The 17,677-nt window shown below is 40.5% G+C and carries 21 protein-coding genes; 11 read left to right on the top strand and 10 right to left on the bottom strand.

What is annotated here, in order from left to right; all coding sequences use genetic code 11:
* Window positions 1-42: 42 nt before the first annotated feature.
* The 4 genes from ACEN9X_RS27305 (at window position 43) to ACEN9X_RS27290 (ending at window position 4,144) form a co-directional block, all read left to right on the top strand.
* Window positions 43-1,995 (top strand): TonB-dependent receptor plug domain-containing protein, encoded by a 1,953-nt coding sequence (locus ACEN9X_RS27305; RefSeq protein ID WP_413668142.1) that lies wholly within the window; start codon window positions 43-45, stop codon window positions 1,993-1,995.
* A gap of 51 nt (window positions 1,996-2,046) precedes the next feature.
* Window positions 2,047-2,619 carry a DUF6580 family putative transport protein gene (locus ACEN9X_RS27300; protein WP_413668141.1) on the top strand — a complete coding sequence of 191 codons (573 nt, stop codon included), beginning with the start codon at window positions 2,047-2,049 and terminating at the stop codon, window positions 2,617-2,619.
* 86 nt (window positions 2,620-2,705) lie between these two features.
* Window positions 2,706-3,392, top strand: coding sequence for an SIR2 family NAD-dependent protein deacylase (locus ACEN9X_RS27295; protein WP_413668140.1), 687 nt, complete (start codon window positions 2,706-2,708; stop codon window positions 3,390-3,392).
* A 38-nt stretch (window positions 3,393-3,430) separates the two neighbouring features.
* Window positions 3,431-4,144: a diphthine--ammonia ligase gene (locus ACEN9X_RS27290; RefSeq protein WP_413668139.1), complete on the top strand. Its 714-nt coding sequence runs from the start codon at window positions 3,431-3,433 to the stop codon at window positions 4,142-4,144.
* Window positions 4,145-4,369: 225 nt separating this feature from the next.
* Here ACEN9X_RS27290 and ACEN9X_RS27285 read toward each other — a convergent pair whose 3' ends face one another.
* Window positions 4,370-4,618, bottom strand: coding sequence for a hypothetical protein (locus ACEN9X_RS27285; RefSeq protein ID WP_413668138.1), 249 nt, complete (start codon window positions 4,616-4,618; stop codon window positions 4,370-4,372).
* A gap of 7 nt (window positions 4,619-4,625) precedes the next feature.
* A complete protein-coding gene (locus tag ACEN9X_RS27280) occupies window positions 4,626-5,327 on the bottom strand; it encodes a DUF3291 domain-containing protein (protein ID WP_413668137.1) in 702 nt (233 codons plus the stop codon).
* A gap of 74 nt (window positions 5,328-5,401) precedes the next feature.
* On the opposite strand from ACEN9X_RS27280, the gene ACEN9X_RS27275 reads away from it, so the two are divergent.
* The 6 genes from ACEN9X_RS27275 to ACEN9X_RS27250 are packed head-to-tail and all read left to right on the top strand — an operon-like array spanning window position 5,402 to window position 10,208.
* The gene (locus tag ACEN9X_RS27275) at window positions 5,402-5,878 is read left to right on the top strand and encodes a GAF domain-containing protein (protein ID WP_413668136.1); all 477 of its coding nucleotides are present in this window, start codon (window positions 5,402-5,404) and stop codon (window positions 5,876-5,878) included.
* Window positions 5,878-6,528, top strand: coding sequence for an alpha/beta fold hydrolase (locus ACEN9X_RS27270; protein ID WP_413668135.1), 651 nt, complete (start codon window positions 5,878-5,880; stop codon window positions 6,526-6,528). The genes ACEN9X_RS27275 and ACEN9X_RS27270 overlap by 1 nt, the downstream gene beginning before the upstream one ends.
* Window positions 6,525-7,127, top strand: coding sequence for a DNA-3-methyladenine glycosylase (locus ACEN9X_RS27265; RefSeq protein WP_413668134.1), 603 nt, complete (start codon window positions 6,525-6,527; stop codon window positions 7,125-7,127). The genes ACEN9X_RS27270 and ACEN9X_RS27265 overlap by 4 nt, the downstream gene beginning before the upstream one ends.
* Before the next feature lie 25 nt (window positions 7,128-7,152).
* Window positions 7,153-8,436, top strand: a complete 1,284-nt coding sequence (kynU, locus tag ACEN9X_RS27260; protein WP_413668133.1) for a kynureninase — start codon at window positions 7,153-7,155, stop codon at window positions 8,434-8,436.
* Between the two features lie 9 nt (window positions 8,437-8,445).
* Entirely contained in the window at window positions 8,446-9,300 is an 855-nt protein-coding gene (locus tag ACEN9X_RS27255) for a bestrophin family protein (RefSeq protein WP_413668132.1), read from the top strand.
* Between the two features lie 5 nt (window positions 9,301-9,305).
* The gene (locus tag ACEN9X_RS27250; protein WP_413668131.1) at window positions 9,306-10,208 is read left to right on the top strand and encodes a histone deacetylase; all 903 of its coding nucleotides are present in this window, start codon (window positions 9,306-9,308) and stop codon (window positions 10,206-10,208) included.
* Here the strand turns inward: ACEN9X_RS27250 and ACEN9X_RS27245 are convergent.
* From ACEN9X_RS27245 to ACEN9X_RS27230, 4 genes are read right to left on the bottom strand one after another with little or no spacing between them, the layout of a single operon-like run.
* Window positions 10,205-11,587: an MATE family efflux transporter gene (locus tag ACEN9X_RS27245; protein WP_413668130.1), complete on the bottom strand. Its 1,383-nt coding sequence runs from the start codon at window positions 11,585-11,587 to the stop codon at window positions 10,205-10,207. The two genes, ACEN9X_RS27250 and ACEN9X_RS27245, sit on opposite strands and share 4 nt — an antisense overlap.
* Before the next feature lie 52 nt (window positions 11,588-11,639).
* A complete protein-coding gene (locus tag ACEN9X_RS27240) occupies window positions 11,640-12,272 on the bottom strand; it encodes a helix-turn-helix domain-containing protein (RefSeq protein WP_413668129.1) in 633 nt (210 codons plus the stop codon).
* 15 nt (window positions 12,273-12,287) lie between these two features.
* Window positions 12,288-12,746 (bottom strand): GNAT family N-acetyltransferase, encoded by a 459-nt coding sequence (locus ACEN9X_RS27235; protein WP_413668128.1) that lies wholly within the window; start codon window positions 12,744-12,746, stop codon window positions 12,288-12,290.
* A gap of 9 nt (window positions 12,747-12,755) precedes the next feature.
* A complete protein-coding gene (locus ACEN9X_RS27230) occupies window positions 12,756-13,232 on the bottom strand; it encodes a DUF4442 domain-containing protein (RefSeq protein ID WP_413668127.1) in 477 nt (158 codons plus the stop codon).
* A gap of 174 nt (window positions 13,233-13,406) precedes the next feature.
* Between ACEN9X_RS27230 and ACEN9X_RS27225 the strand changes: the two genes are divergently transcribed.
* Window positions 13,407-13,604: a hypothetical protein gene (locus ACEN9X_RS27225; RefSeq protein WP_413668126.1), complete on the top strand. Its 198-nt coding sequence runs from the start codon at window positions 13,407-13,409 to the stop codon at window positions 13,602-13,604.
* Window positions 13,605-13,681: 77 nt separating this feature from the next.
* Here the strand turns inward: ACEN9X_RS27225 and ACEN9X_RS27220 are convergent, their stop codons facing one another.
* From ACEN9X_RS27220 to ACEN9X_RS27205, 4 genes are all read right to left on the bottom strand, one after another.
* Window positions 13,682-14,476 carry an SDR family NAD(P)-dependent oxidoreductase gene (locus ACEN9X_RS27220; protein ID WP_413668125.1) on the bottom strand — a complete coding sequence of 265 codons (795 nt, stop codon included), beginning with the start codon at window positions 14,474-14,476 and terminating at the stop codon, window positions 13,682-13,684.
* A 116-nt stretch (window positions 14,477-14,592) separates the two neighbouring features.
* A complete protein-coding gene (locus tag ACEN9X_RS27215) occupies window positions 14,593-15,396 on the bottom strand; it encodes a phytanoyl-CoA dioxygenase family protein (RefSeq protein WP_413668124.1) in 804 nt (267 codons plus the stop codon).
* Between the two features lie 7 nt (window positions 15,397-15,403).
* Entirely contained in the window at window positions 15,404-16,492 is a 1,089-nt protein-coding gene (locus ACEN9X_RS27210) for a GNAT family N-acetyltransferase (RefSeq protein WP_413668123.1), read from the bottom strand.
* Window positions 16,493-16,668: 176 nt separating this feature from the next.
* Window positions 16,669-17,529 carry a glycosyltransferase family 2 protein gene (locus ACEN9X_RS27205; RefSeq protein WP_413668122.1) on the bottom strand — a complete coding sequence of 287 codons (861 nt, stop codon included), beginning with the start codon at window positions 17,527-17,529 and terminating at the stop codon, window positions 16,669-16,671.
* Window positions 17,530-17,677 lie beyond the last annotated feature (148 nt).

The raw sequence follows: 17,677 nt of genomic DNA, 5'->3' as shown, positions 1-17,677 counted from the left end.
CTATTCAGGCTGCATTATTATTTTATACATTATCAATCATACATGGAAAAAAAGTACGCTAAAATTACTTTGGGTTTCGGCTTGTTAGCTGTTGGTTTATCAGCCAATGCTGCATATGCACAGGACACCACACGCACTTTAAATACGGTGGTAGTAACGGCAAGTCGTTCGCCTAAAAAACTGTCAGACATCGGTCGCGTTGTTACTATAATCTCTGCCGATGAGATCAATAAATCACAAGGCAAATCATTGCCTCAATTATTAAATAATGTTGCAGGCATAACATTTTCAGGAGCAAACAACGCACCGGGCATCAGTACTTCTGTTTTCCTGCGCGGAGCGTCATCGGGCAATACCCTTATCCTTGTCGATGGCTTCCCGGTAAACAATGCATCAGGCATTGACGGCAGTTACGATCTTAATGCCTTTTCGCTGGATATGATAGATCATATCGAGATTTTAAAAGGAAGCGGTTCAACACTGTATGGTTCTGACGCTGTAGCTGGCGTTATCAATATCATCACCAAAAAAGCAAAAGAGCAAGGATTAACCGGTGGCTTGCAGTTAACCGGCGGCAGCTACAATACATTTAAAGAATCGGCGTCATTAATTGGGCGTGTAAAAAATACCGATATTGCCATCAATCTTTCAAATACCGATTCAAAGGGATTTGCCGCTGCTACAGATACTACAGGCAAAGGCGGTTTTAAGAAAGATGGTTTTCATCAGCGCTCTGCCAGTGTAAACTTGAGCCAAAATGTTTCATCTAAGTTTATCCTGAACGGAAACCTGCAGGTAAGTCACAACACAGGCGATTTACCTTATGGTGCTTTCACTAATGATAATGATTATACCTATAAAAACACCTTTTTATTTGGCGGAGTAGGTGCAAAGTTGATTTTGCCTAAAGGTGACCTAAACGTGAACCTGTCGCAAAATACGGTTCAAAATGATTTCAATAACCTGCCGTCTGACAATTACGGAACCCACCAGGTTACAAAAAATACAGGTCGTATAACTAATGCTGAAGCTGTGTTTAATTATGAATTGAATAAGTATTTTGATATTACCAGCGGCGCGGCCTTTAAATACAGCAACACAAGCCAGTACAGCCTGTATGAATCAACATCCTATCCGGGTGTGCCAAGCATTATAAAAGCAGGCGACGCTGCTAATAACATCTTCAGCGCTTATACTTCGTTGTTTTTCAAATACGATATCTTCCACATGGAGTTAGGCGGCAGGTACAACAACCACAGCAAATATGGCGACAAGTTTACCTATACCATCAATCCATCGTTGTTCCTTGCCGATCAGTTTAAAGTTTTCGGCACAATAGCTTCAGCATTCAGGTCGCCTTCGCTATATCAGTTGTTTTCTCAGTATGGCAATCCTAAATTAAATCCTGAGATCACCACATCATACGAAGCAGGTTTTGATTGGGAGATTGTTAAAAACACGCTGTCATTTAATACCCAGTTTTTTAAGCGTAATACAAAAGATGTGATCTACTTTTTCTCTGAATCGGCCCCGCCGTATAGCTCCTTCTATAAAAACGGACAAGAGCAAAAAGATAAAGGCTTTGAAACTGAGTTAAAATATCGCGACACCAAAATACACGCATCTGCCTATTACGCTTATGTAACAGGTAAGCTTACCGATGAAACCGGTGTACAAACCAGCAATCTTTACCGCAGGCCTAAAAGTACTTTCGGCGCTAATATCAGCTACGATGTTTTAAGTGATTTTGAGGTAGGTGTTAACTACAAATATACAGGTAACCGTACTGATTTGACTTTTACAAACACAGGATCAGAAGTGATTACATTGAAGCACTATAACCTGGTAGATTTGCACCTGGGATATAAGGCAACCAAAAACTTAAATGTTTTCGGCGACCTGAACAACGTTTTGGATACTAAATACGTAGACTGGTTAGGATATAACACACGTGGTATCAACTTCATGCTTGGTGCCAGGTATCAATTTAAATAGCGTTTGCTTATTGTTCGGATTATTAAGTAATTTTACGCCATATATAAAATCATGACCGCAAAAGATAACACCAACCGCAACCTGTTCCTGATCCTGATGATCGTGGTTGCTGCCGCATTCAGGCTTTTAGCATTTAAGTATAAAGAATTGAGTAATTTCAATCCGGTGGGTGCTATTGCATTATTTGGTGGTACTTATTTCGCATCAAAGTGGAAAGGTTATGCAACGGTATTGCTTACATTATTTACAACAGATATTGTGATTAATTACCTGTACACGTCAAAGCTGACTTTGTGGTACGGCGGAGCTGCATGGGTTTACTTATGCTTTGCATTAATGGTGCTTGTTGGCAATCTGCTTGAAAGGGTAAACGTTGTTAACGTGCTTTTAGGCTCAATTGCAACAGTTTTAATTCACTGGTTAATTACCGACCTACCATGGTTATACGGCACGCTTTATCCGCATACCTTAGCAGGCTATGGCGAATCATTGATTAAAGCTATTCCGTTTGAGAAAAATATGGCATTGGGTACATTGGTATTTAGTGCAATACTTTTTGGTGGTTTTGAATTGGCTAAGAATAAGTACACTTTTCTTCGGGACAAAAAGCAATTGGCTTTATAATATAAATGCATTTAAATTTAAAGCGGATTGTTGAAAGGCAGTCCGCTTTTTTTATGGCCTAACCAATTATCATCTATTTATATCAAATGAAAAATTTAGTAGTATTAACCGGTGCCGGTATTAGCGCCGAAAGTGGCTTAAAAACCTTCAGGGACAGTGATGGTCTGTGGGAAGGTTATAATATTGAAGACGTAGCTACGCCCGAAGCCTGGGAACATAACCCGGTTTTGGTACAGCAATTTTATAACGAGCGCCGTAAAACAGTACTGGAAGCTAAACCTAATGCAGCTCATTATGCACTTGCAGCGCTCGAAGAGAAATATAAAGTAACTATCATCACCCAAAACATAGATGACTTGCATGAACGCGCGGGTTCAACTAATGTAGTGCACCTGCATGGTATTATTACCCGTTCGCAATCGAGTATAAAACCCGAGCTTACTTATCCAATTGACGGCTGGGAAATTAAAATGGGGGAACTTTGCGAATTAGGCTCACAATTGCGTGCACATGTAGTTTGGTTTGGCGAACCTGTGCCGATGATTGAACATGCAGCTGCGATATGTGTTGGGGCCGATGTATTTATGCTTATAGGTTCTTCCCTTGCCGTTTACCCTGCGGCGGGGCTTATCGGCTATGTAGATCGTGAGGTGCCGAAATACATTATCGATCCTAATATTCCTTCAGTAAATGTTAAAGGGCCTGTAATTAAGATCCAGGAAAAAGCTACCATAGGTGTGCCGGCATTAGTAAATGAATTATTGAAAGATTAAATCACTAATTCGCCAACTCACTAAATCACCAATTAAATATGAAATGTATCTTCAACTGGAGCGGCGGCAAAGACAGTGCCCTTGCTTTATATCATTGCTTGCAAAATCCTGGCCTGGAAATCGCCTACCTTGTAACTACGATCAATGATGCGGCCGACAGAATTTCAATGCATGGCGTAAGAACAGAGTTATTGGTCAAACAGGTCGAAGCTATCGGCATTCCATTATACCAGATCCGCCTGCCCGAAATGCCCGGGATGAAAGAGTATGACGATGTCATGCGCCACCATTTAACCTATTTCAAAAATGAAGGTATAACCCATTCTGTTTTTGGTGATATATTTTTGCAGGACCTGAAAGATTACCGTGATGCGAGGTTAAGCGAGGTTGGTCTCAAAGGCATTTATCCTTTATGGAAAAGAGATACATCCGAATTGATAAATGAATTTCTGAACCTTGGTTTCGGAACCGTGATAGCTTGTACCCAACAGCGTTTGGAAAGGATAGTTGGTAAAGAAATTACCCGCGAACTGATTGATACTTTACCTGATGATGTTGACGTATGTGGGGAGAACGGGGAGTTCCACACCTTCACTTTTAAAGGGCCTATATTTAAAAATCCAATCGACTATAAAACAGGTGTAAAGATTTTCAAGGAATACGCAGCGCCGAAAAATGCCGATGATTCCTGTGTTTCGGCCGCGGACTCAAAACCTTCCGGATTTTGGTATTGCGATCTTTTATTGGCTTAACTTGGCATTTATTCTGCCATATTCAACGCAGAATAAAATTTTGTTTAGTATTATAGTGTTTTAAATATCAGTGATTTAACTTAAAATAAGTTAACTTTCTATTTAGATAGAGCCAAAGGATAAGATAATTGCTGTCCGAAAGGCAATCGATTTGCCAAATTAAATTCTGTATTAGGCTTTGATTTTTTATAAATAACTAATTATTAGATACTTGCAATTATTATCCTAATAGTTATATCTAAAATAAGCGTCTTTATAATCGTTACGCATGTCGATAAACCGGGCAGCTATCTTTTTTAAAAACTCTTCATCAAGTAATTCAAAAACACTGTTAACACCATCAGTTAAATCCATCTCGGGGATCTTGTAACTTTGCTCAAGGGAGCCCTGTTCTATCTTTACAATAAATTTATTGTTCATATTAAGGATAGAAATTTTAAAATCGGGATGGGGGAGTTCTGCAATAATTCTCATGTCTTTTTTATTTATCCAATAATCCGTTTAACGGATCTTTTCCATTGATGGTACCAAAGCTGGCAACCAGTTTAAACCGGGCGAAGAGCTCTTCACTGTACCAGCCTTCGCTTCTTGTCCTTTTTATCACTTCGGCATGTTCGGGACTTTTATATGCAAAAGCTTTTACGTGTTCCAGGCTTTCCCAAACAGAAAATGTAGCCTGGCGGTACATTGGCGCTTCGCCAACGCCAAATGAATTTACATAGCCTGGAGCGGATGCCATTATATCTGCTACAGTATCAACATTGGCCCAAAAATTCTTAAGTCTGTTAAACCGGATAGTAGCACGGGTAAGCACCGCAACCGGGCCGCTAATATCGCTTACGTCTGGCTTGCCAAAAGGTTCTTTGCCATCCCAGCTTCCGTGACTTTGCAGGGGTTGGCAAATTACTGTCCAGCTCTCTGTACCCAAAAGCTGCCACCAGGAAGATACGAACGACCGGTTATAAAACGCGTCAAAATCTTCCCGGCTATCCCAGCAAGCTAATAAGCCCCATTGCTGCCAATCCGGTTCAAGGTCGAAAGTTCCGTTTTTACCTGAGCCAAGAAGCTTGTAAAAACTACATCCTTTTTGCATCAGCAGAGGTAGACGATGAATAGCCATTGCCAACAGGGCAAAAGGAATAAATAGTTTGCGGTAGCGGATTATAGTGAGGCTAACGATCATGCAGATGCTAAATAAAAGATTAAATATGATATTTGCCTTATTTACTTTCAACGCAGCATAGTTACTTTTACATCATGGCAGAAGATCTAACAATAAATACATCAACCGATAAAGCGGAGCAATACGCAACACTTGTCCCTCAGATAGAAGCATTACTTTACGGCGAACCTGACCTCGTTGCCAATATGGCCAATGTTGCAGCAGCTTTAAAAGAGCAGTTTAGATGGTTTTGGGTAGGCTTTTACCTGGTTAAAGAAAACGAGTTGGTATTAGGGCCGTTTCAAGGCCCCGTAGCATGTACCCGCATTGGCCTGGGGAAAGGTGTTTGCGGCGCAGCATGGCAGCAGGCTAAAACATTGGTTGTACCCGATGTTGATGCATTTCCGGGGCATATTGCCTGTAGTTCACTTTCCCGCTCGGAAATTGTAGTGCCGGTATTTAAGGATGACAAGGTTGTGGCGGTACTTGATGTGGACAGCGAATTGCTTGATCAGTTTAACGAAACAGACGCGCAGTATCTTGAGCAAATAGTAAAGCTTGTTAATTTTTAATGAGCAGGATCTATCTGATCGCTGGTCTCGGCGCCGACACCCGTGTCTACAATAATATCAATCTCAATGACGAGCATGAAATAATTACCGTAGATTGGGTTGAACCCGACTTAAACGATACTTTACCTGGTTATGCGCAAAGGCTTATTTATCAGAATGATATCAAGCCTAAATCTGTACTTATTGGTAATTCTTTAGGTGGGATCATCGCCGTTGAAATGGCAAAGTTCATACCGGTAGAAAAGGTTGTCCTGATCTCCAGTATTAAGACCAGCGATGAAGCGCCAGGGTATTTTAAGCTCTTCCGCGCACTACCCATTTACAAAATGATTCCGGGTAAAGTATTTAATTCGATGGGCTTTATGATTAAACCTTTGTTTGGTCACATGAGCCAGGAGGATGCATGGTTATTTAGCGATATGCTCAAAAAGTCATCACCGGTATTTATGAAATGGGCTATGTATGCCATTTTGCATTGGAAAAACGAAATTATTCCACCCAATCTCTATCACATTACCGGCGATAAGGATCTGGTGTTTGATTATAAAAGAATAAAAGGTGCTACCATTATTAAGGGCGGCACGCATATCATGATCTTTGATAAGGCAAAAGAGATCAATAAATTATTGAAGGGGATCCTGAAAAAATGAAGCTACCTGAAAGTTACTATTTGGGCAATGATGTGGTGAGCATCAGTAAAGATCTGTTAGGTAAGTATTTATTTACCTGTATTGATGGTATAATTACCGGTGGATATATTGTTGAAACAGAGGCTTATAATGGTATTGTAGATAAGGCATCACATGCGTTTGGTAATCGCAACACACCCCGGACTAAAACCATGTTCATGCAGGGCGGCATCGCTTATGTTTACCTGTGTTATGGTATTCATGAAATGTTCAATATTGTTACTTCTGTTGAAGGGCACCCGCAGGCTATCCTTATCCGTGCTATTCAACCCACTGACGGGATTGAAGCCATGCAGGTACGGCGCAATATGCAGGTTCTTAAGCCTAATATTACAGCAGGGCCAGGTTCCGTAGCTAAGGCTTTAGGCATTTCACGTAATATCAATGCTTTTAGTCTGCAAAGTGATACTATCTGGCTTGAAGATCGTGGTTTAACTTTTCCTGATGAGCAGATAAAAGCCGGTCCGAGGATAGGGGTAGCCTACGCTGCTGAAGATGCCTTGTTACCTTATCGTTTCTATGTAAAGGGCAATATTTACGTAAGCAAGCCCAACAAATAAGCTTCCTATTTTGTAATATTGGCGAATGAACTATCAAAACGATCTGGTATTTGCCCGACAGCAGGATGAGCAGGACCCGCTTAAAGATTTCAGAAGCCGCTTCTTAATTCCTCAGCATAACGGGGAAGATACAGTTTATCTTTGTGGCAATTCGCTTGGATTGCAGCCTGTATCGGCACAGCAATATCTTGCCGATCAATTAAATACCTGGAAAAACCTTGCCGTTGAAGGTTGGTTTCAGGGAGATGATCCCTGGCTTGACTATCATAAATCAATTACCGGTTCAATTGCCCGCATTGTTGGTGCGCAGGAAAATGAGGTTGCTGTAATGAACTCACTTACAGTAAATCTTCACTTACTGATGGTAAGTTTTTATAAGCCAGACAATAAACGTTTTAAAATCATCATAGAAGGAGGGGCTTTCCCTTCGGATCAATATGCGATGGAAAGCCAGGTGAAGTTCCATGATCTTGATCCTGAAGATGCAATAATTGAAATTTTCCCACGGGAGGGTGAGGTTACATTACGAACTGAAGACATCATCCAAACTATCGATCAACATAAAAATGAGCTCGCTTTGGTGTTATTTGGAGGCATCAATTATTATACCGGACAATTCTTTGATCTGAAAGCAATAACCGATGCGGCCCATGCTGCAGGGGCTTATGCCGGTTTTGATCTGGCTCATGCTGCGGGCAATGTACCCGTACAGCTGCACAACTGGGGTGCAGACTTCGCCTGCTGGTGTTCGTACAAATATATGAACTCCGGACCTGGCGGGATAAGCGGCATTTTTGTACATGAGCGGCACTTTACCGGGAAAGAACTTAACAGGTTTGCAGGCTGGTGGGGATATCGCCGAGATAAGCAGTTTCTGATGGCTCCGGGCTTTGATCCGGAGGTTGGTGCGGCCGGTTGGCAGGTAAGTACAAGCCCAATTCCGCTTCTCGCTTTATTTAAAGCCTCTATGGCAATTTTCGATGACGTGAAAGGATTAAATACCATCCGTCAAAAAAGCGTTCGTTTAACGGGCTATTTGGAGTTCTTAATTCGAGAGATCAATAAGGAGCAGGGCGAAGAGGTTTACAGGATTATTACTCCAGCAGATCCGGCTGCCCGCGGCTGCCAGCTTTCGATAGTTTGTAAACGAAATGCCAAAGCTATTTTCAACTATCTTGCACAAAACGGTGTGATAAGCGATTGGCGCGAGCCTGATGTAATCCGCCTGAGTCCGGTGCCACTTTACAATACATTTGAGGATGTTTACAAAACAGCCAAACTGATGGCTGATGCATTAAAAGCTGTTTAAATTTAAAATATGGTTTATTACAATCCTAAAGAGTGGTTTTCATTCATCTTTAAAATAAACAAAGCCGAAACGCTGCGTGAGCTGTTTCCGCTTATGATTGCAGTGAGCGCTTATGCCGGTGTCGTTACTTATCTGCTGATCGATTTTTGGCATCTGCCCGATACAAGCATACTCAAAAAGGTAATCTTTATTCATCAAACAATTGGTTTTGTATTTTCATTACTGTTGGCGTTCCGGATCAATTCGGCATATGACCGCTGGTGGGAAGGACGCAAGATCTGGGGGAGTCTGGTTAATAACAGCCGCAATCTTGCCATTAAGCTAAAACACCTGATTAGCGAGGAGGACCTTGCTTTTTTTAATTACATCATCCCGCGTTATGCACGGGCACTCCGTGATCATTTAAGAGATGAATATGTATCCGAAGATCAACCCTTTATTGATATCGATGCCAAAAAACATGTACCTAACCAGGTAGCATCCGAAATGATCAAAAACATTTACCGGTTAAACAAAGATGGCATTATTAACCCGGAGCAATTGTTTAGCATAACTGCCGAAATAACTTCTTTTACAGATATTTGTGGTGCTTGCGAACGCATTAAGAAAACACCCATTCCGTTTTCATATAATGTATTTATAAAGAAATTTATCTTTACTTATATCATGACGCTACCCTTTACCTGGGCCTTTGATCTTAAATACTTTATCATTCCGATAATTGGTTTTATACTTTTTGTTTTTGCAAGTATTGAGTTATTGGCCGAAGAAATTGAAGATCCCTTTGGTCGTGACGCTAATGACTTGCCTTTGGATAGTATTTGCGAAAACATCCAGAAGCACGTAGGGGAGTTGATAGGATAAGAGGCATGCTCAAAATAGCTTACGATCCAATATATGCTCATCCGCTACCCGAAGGCCACCGCTTTCCGATGCTGAAGTATGAGTTAATCCCGGCGCAGTTATTGCACGAAGGTGTAATTAGTAAAGATAACTTGTTTTCGCCGGGGTTACTTACCGAGGATATTATCATCCTAACACATGATGAAAGTTATTGGCATCAACTTCGTGATTTAGCTTTGCCGCCAAAAGAACAGCGACGCACAGGCTTTCCTTTATCAGCAAGGCTGGTGGAGCGTGAAATAAGGATAGCTAAGGGTACGATTGATGGCTGCCATTATGCTTTTAAAAATGGAATTGCTTTTAACGTTGCAGGCGGAACCCATCATGCGGGCAGCGACTGGGGAGAGGGATTTTGCTTATTAAATGACCAGGCAATTTCAGCTAATTATCTATTGCATAATAAATTAGCTAAATCCATCTTAATAATTGATTTAGATGTGCACCAGGGCAATGGCACTGCCGAGATCTTCGAAAACAAACCGGAGGTTTTCACTTTCTCCATGCATGGGGCTAATAATTTCCCTTACAGAAAAGAGCGATCTGACCTGGATATTGCTTTACAGGACGGCGTTGGCGATGACGAATTTCTTGATATCCTCGAAACAACATTACCGGGATTGATTGAACAACAGCGGCCGGATTTTATCTTTTACCTGTCAGGTGTCGATATTTTGGCAACGGATAAGCTGGGTAAGCTTGCCTTAAGTAAAGAAGCATGCAAGGCCCGTGATCAGTTTGTTTTTGAGCAGTGCATTAAGCGTAATATCCCGGTACAGGTAAGCATGGGAGGCGGTTACTCGCCCCAAATTAAGGATATTGTTGATGCGCATTGTAATACCTTCAAGGTTGCTGTCGACCTCTATTTTTAGTCTTTTGCAATTATAGGTATTACCGGTTTAATCTTGTGCTTTTTACTAAGCAGACTGAAGCGCGCAAACAAAAGTATTGATGCAGTTCCGAGGCCAAGTACAAGACCATACCACACCCCATATACCCCAAGGTTAAATTGGATACCGAGCAGGTAGCCAACAGGTAAACCTATCACCCAATAAGCCAGAAAGGTAATAACAGTTGGGATATTTACATCCCCCATACCCCTTAGTATACCCAGACCAACAACCTGTGCCCCGTCAAATAATTGAAAGAAAGCTGCAATGATAAGTAACTGTGATGCAATAACTATTACCTCTTTATCAGAAGTAATTATCCATGGTAAAAGATTTCTTGCCAGGGCAAATACTATTGCTGTAAAACACATGAACAGTAATACGATATGGTAATTGGAGATAGCAGCCAGCCTTAAATTGCGATGGTCGCTAACACCAAAATAATTCCCCGATTTGATAGCGGCGGCAGCGCCGATACCACTGGCCATCATGTAGGTCATCGACGCCATAGTGATAGTTACCTGGTGTGCTGCCTGTGCCACCACGCCAATGGTGCCAACCAGTAAAGCCGCACCACCAAAAGCACTGATCTCAAAAGTATATTGCATAGCCACGGGCGCCCCGATTTTCATGATTTGAATCCCCCGCAATCTGTCGATATTTTTGATAGCGAAATCAGTTAAATAGGCTTTGAAATTCTTCGAACGGAAAACATAAATTCCCATTACGGTAGCCATTACACATCTATCAATGAGTGTACTGTAACCAACGCCCCTGATGCCCATTGGTTGAATACCGAACAAGCCTTTAACAAAAGTTATCCCCAATAAGATATTGATCAAATTACCCCATATGGATATCATCATGGCTTGCCTGGTAAAGCCCAGGCCTTCGGCAAACTGTTTAAACGTATTGAAGATAAGCAGCGGAATCAAGGACAAGCTAAGCAAGAATAAATAAGGCCTGGCTTCTTTCACAACCTCCGGCGATTGATCAAGATGCCCGATAAGCAACATCGTACCAAAGTAAATTCCACAAAACAGGATAATCCCACTCAGGATATTCAGAAATAAGCTATTGGACAATAGCAGCCCACATTCTTTATAATTTTTACGGCCGTTATTTTGAGCAACGAGCGGTGTTAGCCCATAGGAGATGCCCATGCCAATAACTAACGGAACCATGAAAAGGCTGTTTACCGTTGATACTGCAGCTAACGAAACGGTGCCTGCAAAGTGCCCTACGATAATAGTATCAGACATTTGAACAAGCGTATGCCCAACGTTTGATATAATTACCGGGATAGCCAGCTTAAGGCTTTCAAGATAATAAGGCTTGTATTTTTGGTAAACGGCTCTCATAATTACTCAGGCAACAGGAGCGCAAAAGTAACCATTTGGGCACACACAAAAGTCAGCAGGCTGTATAATATTCTTCCTTTTCGGTTGTGTTGATCTTGATCAGGCCCGATAATATCAGGTCAACAAGTACATTCTGAGCACGGCGGCGCCCAACTTTAAGTAGCTCGCTGCATTCTTTTATGGTTATGCGGCCTGCCTTTTCTAAATGACCGAGCAAGGTGCTTTCGTTTTCAGAATATTCAATTAAAACGCCCTGGTCATTTGATGAGCGTTTCAAAACCTCCAGTACAATTTTACTGGCCAGTACGCTTTTATCTTTTACACGTACATACGCCCACCATTTACCATCTTCGGCAAGGGCGTAATGTGGCTTCAATTCACTTGCCGGTGTATCAACAACCAACACAAGCTTATCATCAAAATAAATTTCTTCGAACGTAGGTTCAAGAGCGGGACGCGAAAATAAATGTGCCGCTTTTGTTATCATGTACTTTTCTTCGTCTTCCGATTTCACGCCTTTTATCGTGCCATCATCAGTTACGCCGATAAGTAGCTTGCCACCTTTATTGTTGGCAAATGACACCATTGTCCGGGCTATTTTTTCGCAGCTGGTTATCGTTTTTTTAAAGTCGACGCTTACACCTTCTCCTTCAAAAATCAGCTTTTTAACATTTGTTCTACTCATAGCCTTTTTATTAATTTATTGGGGCTTAATATATGGTGTAAAAATCTCCATCCAGGTTTCAGGTCGTGAGATGGGTGAAAAACCGAACTGGCTATACAGGTTGTGCGCATCCTTTGTAGCCAACGACCATCTCCTTAAGCCTTTTAAATCGGGATGCTTAACAATTGTTTGCACCAGCCACTTGGAAAGGCCTTTACCCCGATGAGCGGGCAAAACAAACACATCGCAGATGTACGCAAAGGTGGCATTATCAGAAACAACGCGTGCAAAACCTGCTTGTTCATTATTAAAATAGATACCGAAACACATGGAGTTTTCCATAGCCCGGGCTAATTTTTGCCTCGGAATGCCTTTTGCCCAGTATGACTCATTATTGAGGTAATCATAAATAACGTCAACATTAAGCAGGTTTTTATCGGTTGAGATCGTAAAGCCTTTTTTTTCGAAAGCTTCGTCATTCATAATTACAGTCATCAGTATAAGTTATATAGTAGTATCAATAAAGTTTAAGTTTCGAACGTATACCTCAATCATGAGGGATACGCATATTTCGCCATCTTTATTGTAAATGTCAATAGGGAACGAGCGAATAAATTTCCCGGTTGTATTTAAAACATGCTCTGCCTGGGCTATATCGCTGTCTGTTAGTTCGATATTAAAAGATAAATTTGTTGCTGCAGGCTTTGCATATTTTACTGTTGCCGATTTTGACCACACCGTAAGTTTATAGCCTTTATGGCTAAATATTTGATAAAACAGGATAGGGTAAAAAGGATCTGCGGCCGAGAAAAGCGTACCGCCAAAAATTGAGTTATTGTAGTTTTTATTAAGAAAACTCTTCCTGATCCTTACCTTAACGCCGCGATAACCTTTACTGAATTTAACTACCCAGATACGCTGGAAAAGGAGAGGAGGGTAGAAGCGCATTACCCACTTTAATAATCCTTCGGATACTACCATAGCGCTTAAAGATCAGAAAAAAATCAAACAATAAGCGGCAAATGTGGATCAAACAGGCCTATGTTTAAAAATAAAAGATAATAAAATCCAGAATTGCTGGTAAACAATACGGTTAAAGCTTGGTTAATAGTATGGTTCAACATGAATTGATCATTTAATCAAAAGCAAATAACTATGAAAAAGCAATTTTTAAGTTTCGCACTTGTCGCGGCAATGATCGGCGCCATTGCAACAAGCTGCAGTTCGGAAAAAAAAGCAGGTGATGGCTCCGATAGTACAAAAATGGATTCAACAAGCCAGAGTGCACCTGCACCGGCTGCTACTGACACGGCAAAAACAGACACTGCAAAAAAAGATACTACGAAGCATTAGTAATTAAAAATGCATAAAAAATCCCGGCCGGGTATTTCACCAGACCGGGATTTTTTATGCGTTTTTCTTTTTAAATTTTAGAATGCGGTTTTTATAACACCGCCATCAGCGCGTAAAGTTGCGCCATTAGTTGCCGCCGATAGCGGACTGGCAATATAGGTAACCATGCTGGCAATTTCATCGGTAGTAATAAAGCGTTTTATTAATGAGGTGCCACGCACATTGGTAAAAAATTCTTTTTCTACCTCAGTATTGCTTAAACCCTGATCTTTGGCCAAAGCCTCAATGAAATCACCAACGCCCTCAGATAATGTTGGGCCCGGCAAAACGGTATTTACAGTAACGCCAGTGCTTTTAGTAAGCTCGGCCAGGCCACGTGCAACTGCAATTTGAGCTGTTTTGGTAGTACCGTAATGGATCATTTCTTCGGGGATCTGATAGGCTGATTCGCTGGAGATAAAAATGATACGGCCCCAGTTTTTGCTGAGCATTTTATCAAAATAAGCCCTTGATAAACGAACCCCGCTTAGTACATTAACTTCAAAAAATCTCAGCCAATCGTCGTCAGTAATTTCGGCAAATGGCTTGGGTTCAAAAATGCCAACATTGTTTACCAGGATATCAACTTCCGGCAATTGTGCTGTCAATGCTTCAACTTGCACAATATTTGAAAAATCAGCAGCAATGCCTTTAATCTTATTATTGCCGGTTTCTGCAATCAGCTTTTTTACAACTTCGTCAACCTTGGTTTGGTTGCGGCCATTTACATATACAGTAGTACCTTCATTAGCCAGTGATTTCGCAATGGCATAACCAATGCCAGCTGTTGACCCTGTTACAAGTGCGGTTTTGTCATTAAGTTTAAGATCCATGATTTTGTTTTTAGCTTATAACACAAGTGTAGCACTGTTGTTAACTATTAGCTGATATTAAAATCAAAGATTGAACAATACTGACAATTGACATGAAGTATTGAACACAAACAAACTCAACCCTGTCCGGGTTGATACATTCTTTTTTCAACCGGCTGATAATATTCATCCAGGTTTTCCGGCACACGGGACTTGTAACCCAAAATTTGCCTTAAGTCATCACTTAGCCCTTCACCAAATTCATAGCCTAAAAATCTTGGATAGTCAAGCTGTTGTTTGAAAAAAGGTTTAGTAAAGGCCATGGTTAAAGTCCGCCTTGTTGCGTCGGTATAGTTTTTACCGGCTGCATGCCATAAATTGGAGTCGAACAAGATAATACTGCCTTTTTTTGTATTAGCGCGATCTGCATTTTGATAAAAGAAATCACTTTCTGGTTTGTCATCCTTTTTATGAGAGCCTGACAAAAAATAGGTCGACCCATTTTCAGCGGTGAATTCATCTAAGGTGATCATCATCTGAATCATTACCTTAAAATCTCCGGTAAAGCTCCTTATGTCCCTGTGAATATTCTGCACATAAGGTTTTTCATCTTTTAAATTAATTACCGCACCTAATGAATTGATAATGTAATTTCCCTTTAAAAAGTGCGTCATCTGGTCTGCGCAATATTTTCGTTCAAGAAACTTCAATGAAAATCTTTCCCGTTCAACAAGGTGGTGCAGGGTTCCATTCATATTGTCGCCTATACCATTAGCAATTTGAATTTTGCGCCTCACATCATATGCTGGCACCAATGAATCTCTTATTTCGTCAATGAAGGCATCATCCAGGGCGTCTTCATATATAATCCACCCATATTCATCCATTACCTGGTCAAATACAGCAAGGTCAGCATCGGAATAGTTAAACTTATTTTTCATTTTGCAATTAATTAAGGTTGTCAATTGTGGTGGTTTCGGGCTCAGAGGTAGTTGCTTGTGTTTTTCTGTTAGGATGACGATATAATGGAAAGAATTTAATTTCCGGATTGGTTTCTACGCCCGACCTTAAAACAAGATCGTTATAAGCAGGTTCATCATTGACATAACACCAGATCCGGTCTTTTACCTGCAAGTTTGAGAATAGCTTTTTGAAATTGAAAAGTGAATCCTCTTTTCCGCCAACGCCGCCTCCAAGGTGAAAGATCTTTTTTCCTAATCTTCTCCCAATCATACTTATTTCGTCTGTTAGTAACTTACTCGGAGAAATACTCAAATAATCGGGAGAAGTAGCAGAAAGGTGGTTTCTAACTATGTTATCTGATAATAAAATGAGCGCCCCGCACATCAGGTTTAGGCCATCGTAAATTAAAATCAGTTTATTTTTCATGTATTCTTCGTTAAGAAGATTGATAAAATGCTGAACATCAAAATAATAATTAGATGAAGCATGCAGCCTATCCATGTTTTTATAATACATTTCAGCAAAACGTTCGATTTCCTGAATTGTATCTGCTTCTTTAATAACAAAGCCCATTTTTCGCAGACTTCTTATCTGGCGGCCAAGCCTTTTATCGTAGCCATTCCGTTGATCTTCTTCAGACATCAAAAGATCAATGTACAGCGTTGTGCCGTTATCCTTAATACCGCCGATATTTTCTAACAGATGATGCTGATTGAGGAACGGATGTAATCTTGAAAAGATACAAATGGCCGATTCTTCTTTCATAAAATCCGTAAATGCAACCTTAAATTGTGTAGTTATTGCGGCTGATAGGTTTTCAAGGGATATGTTAGATAAAGGCCCTGAATAGCCATACACGCAAGTCATATCGAAGTATTCGGAGCCTTCGATTTTCCTTTTGATTACGGGTAATGCTATAAAAACTACATCTTCTTCATAAACAAATAAAAGAGGCTCGCCTTCATTATTTAAAGAGTGATAATACCAGGTATGAAACCCCTCGTGTGTATATGACCGCTTTATATATTCGTCCCAATCCTTTCTATTACGTATGGTGAAACTTCGATAGCTCATAAGTGGTTTTTAATTATGTATTTAATTATTGATTATACGCCCTGAGGGTAGGGCATGGGGTACTTGTTAGCCAATAATACTGGCAGTTTATGCCTTAAAATGAAAATACTTATCAAGGGTACGCGATACGGTATAGGTGGATAATAGCGCAGCAGGAAGAAAAATTGCAATGAAGTTTAAAGCAGGTATTTTACTGTGTCGAAAGCTTTGCGTAACCGAAATCGACCCAATTCAAATAGTATATATCTTTTAAGATACAACAGCAGCAGCATTTTCTTTTGCATTCCGCGATAGCGAAAACGCCTGATAATGAGATTAAAATCACTGATAACCATTTCCATCCTGGCTTCATTTTTGATCATACTCCAAATGCCGCCCACGTGATTGCGATAACAGCTCATGACCTCGGGCATCACATATATTTTACGACCGGTATTAAATGTGGCAAAAATTTTAAAGAACTTATCGGCCGCATAGCAACTGGTATACCATTGTTCCTGAAACAATTCATGCACTTCAGGGATGTTATGATATACAACTGTAGCGGTTTTAGTTTCTACCTGTCGGCCAACCAGTAAATCGTGATAAGTATATTCAAGCGGTACAGGATTTGACTCGATATTCAGGGTATTATTGTTGATGTCAATTACTCTTGTATAGTGGCAGCAAATAATATATTCCGGGTTATTTTCCAGGAAATCGACTTGCTTTTGCAACTTTTGAGGGCTTGTCCAAAAGTCATCACCGTCACAGAGGGCAATGTATTTTCCTTCACATGCTTTGATGGTATTAATTGTATTTAAATGAGCTCCGCGGTTTTTTTCCGGATATATGATCTTGATTTTATCAGGATATTTTTCCTTGTATGATCTCAGTATCTCAGTCGTGCCGTCGGTTGAACAATCATCGCCAACAACAATCTCATATCTAAAATTAGTTTCCTGCATCAGGAAACTCTCGATAGTTTGACTGATAAAATCTTTATGGTTATAAGTTGTACAACAAATGCTAACCATCAAGTTCTGATCTGTTACCATATAAAAAGTAATTTTTTGCAGAGGTATTATAAATTGGATTTTTCGTCGCGGCGAGCCTGATGTTTTAATAAATACTGAAAGTCCGGCGTGCTTTTCGATTATCGCACAGTGCTTCGCCATATGACTCACATTTCTTATCAATCTGATC

Origin of the sequence: Mucilaginibacter sp. Mucisp86, assembly GCF_047324315.1 — a bacterium.
GTDB lineage: Bacteria > Bacteroidota > Bacteroidia > Sphingobacteriales > Sphingobacteriaceae > Mucilaginibacter.
This window is presented reverse-complemented; position numbering and strand designations above follow the sequence as displayed.

What these genes read in the sequence shown, in the direction of transcription:
- ACEN9X_RS27285 (WP_413668138.1), bottom strand. Translation starts at nt 4,618, where the DNA reads ATGAGAATTATTGCAGAACTCCCCCATCCCGATTTTAAAATTTCTATC.
- ACEN9X_RS27275 (WP_413668136.1), top strand. Translation starts at nt 5,402, where the DNA reads ATGGCAGAAGATCTAACAATAAATACATCAACCGATAAAGCGGAGCAA.
- ACEN9X_RS27295 (WP_413668140.1), top strand. Translation starts at nt 2,706, where the DNA reads ATGAAAAATTTAGTAGTATTAACCGGTGCCGGTATTAGCGCCGAAAGT.
- ACEN9X_RS27255 (WP_413668132.1), top strand. Translation starts at nt 8,446, where the DNA reads ATGGTTTATTACAATCCTAAAGAGTGGTTTTCATTCATCTTTAAAATA.
- ACEN9X_RS27290 (WP_413668139.1), top strand. Translation starts at nt 3,431, where the DNA reads ATGAAATGTATCTTCAACTGGAGCGGCGGCAAAGACAGTGCCCTTGCT.
- ACEN9X_RS27205 (WP_413668122.1), bottom strand. Translation starts at nt 17,529, where the DNA reads ATGGTAACAGATCAGAACTTGATGGTTAGCATTTGTTGTACAACTTAT.
- ACEN9X_RS27305 (WP_413668142.1), top strand. Translation starts at nt 43, where the DNA reads ATGGAAAAAAAGTACGCTAAAATTACTTTGGGTTTCGGCTTGTTAGCT.
- ACEN9X_RS27265 (WP_413668134.1), top strand. Translation starts at nt 6,525, where the DNA reads ATGAAGCTACCTGAAAGTTACTATTTGGGCAATGATGTGGTGAGCATC.
- ACEN9X_RS27270 (WP_413668135.1), top strand. Translation starts at nt 5,878, where the DNA reads ATGAGCAGGATCTATCTGATCGCTGGTCTCGGCGCCGACACCCGTGTC.
- ACEN9X_RS27235 (WP_413668128.1), bottom strand. Translation starts at nt 12,746, where the DNA reads ATGACTGTAATTATGAATGACGAAGCTTTCGAAAAAAAAGGCTTTACG.
- ACEN9X_RS27225 (WP_413668126.1), top strand. Translation starts at nt 13,407, where the DNA reads ATGAAAAAGCAATTTTTAAGTTTCGCACTTGTCGCGGCAATGATCGGC.
- ACEN9X_RS27210 (WP_413668123.1), bottom strand. Translation starts at nt 16,492, where the DNA reads ATGAGCTATCGAAGTTTCACCATACGTAATAGAAAGGATTGGGACGAA.
- ACEN9X_RS27230 (WP_413668127.1), bottom strand. Translation starts at nt 13,232, where the DNA reads ATGGTAGTATCCGAAGGATTATTAAAGTGGGTAATGCGCTTCTACCCT.
- kynU (WP_413668133.1), top strand. Translation starts at nt 7,153, where the DNA reads ATGAACTATCAAAACGATCTGGTATTTGCCCGACAGCAGGATGAGCAG.
- ACEN9X_RS27280 (WP_413668137.1), bottom strand. Translation starts at nt 5,327, where the DNA reads ATGATCGTTAGCCTCACTATAATCCGCTACCGCAAACTATTTATTCCT.
- ACEN9X_RS27245 (WP_413668130.1), bottom strand. Translation starts at nt 11,587, where the DNA reads ATGAGAGCCGTTTACCAAAAATACAAGCCTTATTATCTTGAAAGCCTT.
- ACEN9X_RS27215 (WP_413668124.1), bottom strand. Translation starts at nt 15,396, where the DNA reads ATGAAAAATAAGTTTAACTATTCCGATGCTGACCTTGCTGTATTTGAC.
- ACEN9X_RS27250 (WP_413668131.1), top strand. Translation starts at nt 9,306, where the DNA reads ATGCTCAAAATAGCTTACGATCCAATATATGCTCATCCGCTACCCGAA.
- ACEN9X_RS27220 (WP_413668125.1), bottom strand. Translation starts at nt 14,476, where the DNA reads ATGGATCTTAAACTTAATGACAAAACCGCACTTGTAACAGGGTCAACA.
- ACEN9X_RS27240 (WP_413668129.1), bottom strand. Translation starts at nt 12,272, where the DNA reads ATGAGTAGAACAAATGTTAAAAAGCTGATTTTTGAAGGAGAAGGTGTA.
- ACEN9X_RS27300 (WP_413668141.1), top strand. Translation starts at nt 2,047, where the DNA reads ATGACCGCAAAAGATAACACCAACCGCAACCTGTTCCTGATCCTGATG.